Origin of the sequence: Candidatus Accumulibacter vicinus (assembly GCF_000584955.1) — a bacterium.
Taxonomy (GTDB): Bacteria; Pseudomonadota; Gammaproteobacteria; order Burkholderiales; family Rhodocyclaceae; genus Accumulibacter; species Accumulibacter vicinus.
Genome location: NZ_JDSS02000040.1, coordinates 1,711 through 2,978, shown reverse-complemented (window position 1 = coordinate 2,978; position 1,268 = coordinate 1,711). Strand labels below are relative to the sequence as shown.

Genomic DNA, 1,268 nt, shown 5'->3' with positions numbered 1-1,268 from the left:
TCCGGTTTTTGTTCATCGCCCCGCAGCTTTGGATTGGGCTTCCTCCAGACCCCGCCTCGCGGCGACGCCCTTGCCCTTCTCCTTGCCTTCGGCTCTGCGAAAACCTGGCCATAGGACTTCCACCTATGAAGTAACAACGCGCCATGCCCGGCGCACACGTTTGAGTTGAGGGGGCTGCGCGGCTTTTCGCGCAGGTCCGCTCGACTGCCGGGTTGGGCCTCAGATGGCTACGGAAAAGAACGCTCAAAATACTGCTCCTCACGGCGAACTGTGGAATTAGGCGCAAAGGCCAGGATGCCCTTAAGCCAGGCGGCAAACTCAGGAATAACCGATTTCTCGATGAAAAGGCGAGCTTCGTTCGCGCTCGCTTCGGGAACTGCGGCGGTGCGAATGTATAGGCGCTCGTGGGGCATATTTGGGTTAGGTGGCCAGAAGAAACACTCAAACAACTTGCCCCCACAACCTTGAATGAGATGTGCATCGGCAGCGATAGCCGAACCGGACAGAGCTGCCGCCAGAGCAGAAGCGCGAAGCGGATAGCTCAGGCCTTTGGGAAGTTTCTTCTTCTCGATGTGCATTCGGAGTCTCGACGCTATGAGGCCCAACGTTGAAAATCACCGGACGAAGGCAAGCACAGCTTGCCGAAGGTCCGGTGAATTGTGATGTTGGGCGTCACTTGGCTCTCCTGATGACAAAGGCGTTCTCAGCCTTTGCAAAGCCCACAGATGGGTAGTACGACATGGCACTAGGGGCCGAGAGCAGGATGAGGGAAACCGCGTCACCGACAGTGGACTGCACCTGCCTTATGAGTTCTGTACCGATACCGTGCTTCTGAAACCCTTGATCGACCGCTAGGTCGGACAGGTAGCAACAATAACTGTAGTCAGTGAGTGCACGGCATACTCCGACTAGAACTCCGTTCGCCCATGCGGAAATGACTAGGTTCGACGCGGCGAACATTCGGGCTATGCGTGGAATGTCATTCGTTGGACGTGTGATGCCCGACGAATCGAACACTCGAACGATGTCAATCGGGTTCAGCGGGAAATTGTGGCGGTATTCGATCATCAGTTATGGAGAGGCAGGCAATGGCGCGATTGTGACACCCAACGTCATGGTGAGGCGGCCGTGGAGGCAAGCAGCGTAAGGGCGGTGGGTGAAAATGCCGGTAGGCCACCTACCGGCCTTACGCCGCTTGCCGGAGCGGGTCGCCTCGACCTAACCCAAGTTTAACACACCAAGAAAAACCTCTATCTGAATCAATTGCT

At 56.4% G+C, this 1,268-nt stretch carries 2 protein-coding genes; both read right to left on the bottom strand.

Translation table 11 applies throughout. The features are described from left to right. Window positions 1-227 precede the first annotated feature (227 nt). On the bottom strand, window positions 228-578 hold the full coding sequence (locus tag CAPSK01_RS17505) for a hypothetical protein (RefSeq protein WP_034929750.1): 351 nt from the start codon (window positions 576-578) through the stop codon (window positions 228-230). A 94-nt stretch (window positions 579-672) separates the two neighbouring features. Continuing rightward, window positions 673-960, bottom strand: coding sequence for a GNAT family N-acetyltransferase (locus CAPSK01_RS17500; RefSeq protein ID WP_337958615.1), 288 nt, complete (start codon window positions 958-960; stop codon window positions 673-675). Window positions 961-1,268 lie beyond the last annotated feature (308 nt).

What these genes read in the sequence shown, in the direction of transcription:
- CAPSK01_RS17505 (WP_034929750.1), bottom strand. Translation starts at nt 578, where the DNA reads ATGCACATCGAGAAGAAGAAACTTCCCAAAGGCCTGAGCTATCCGCTT.
- CAPSK01_RS17500 (WP_337958615.1), bottom strand. Translation starts at nt 960, where the DNA reads ATGTTCGCCGCGTCGAACCTAGTCATTTCCGCATGGGCGAACGGAGTT.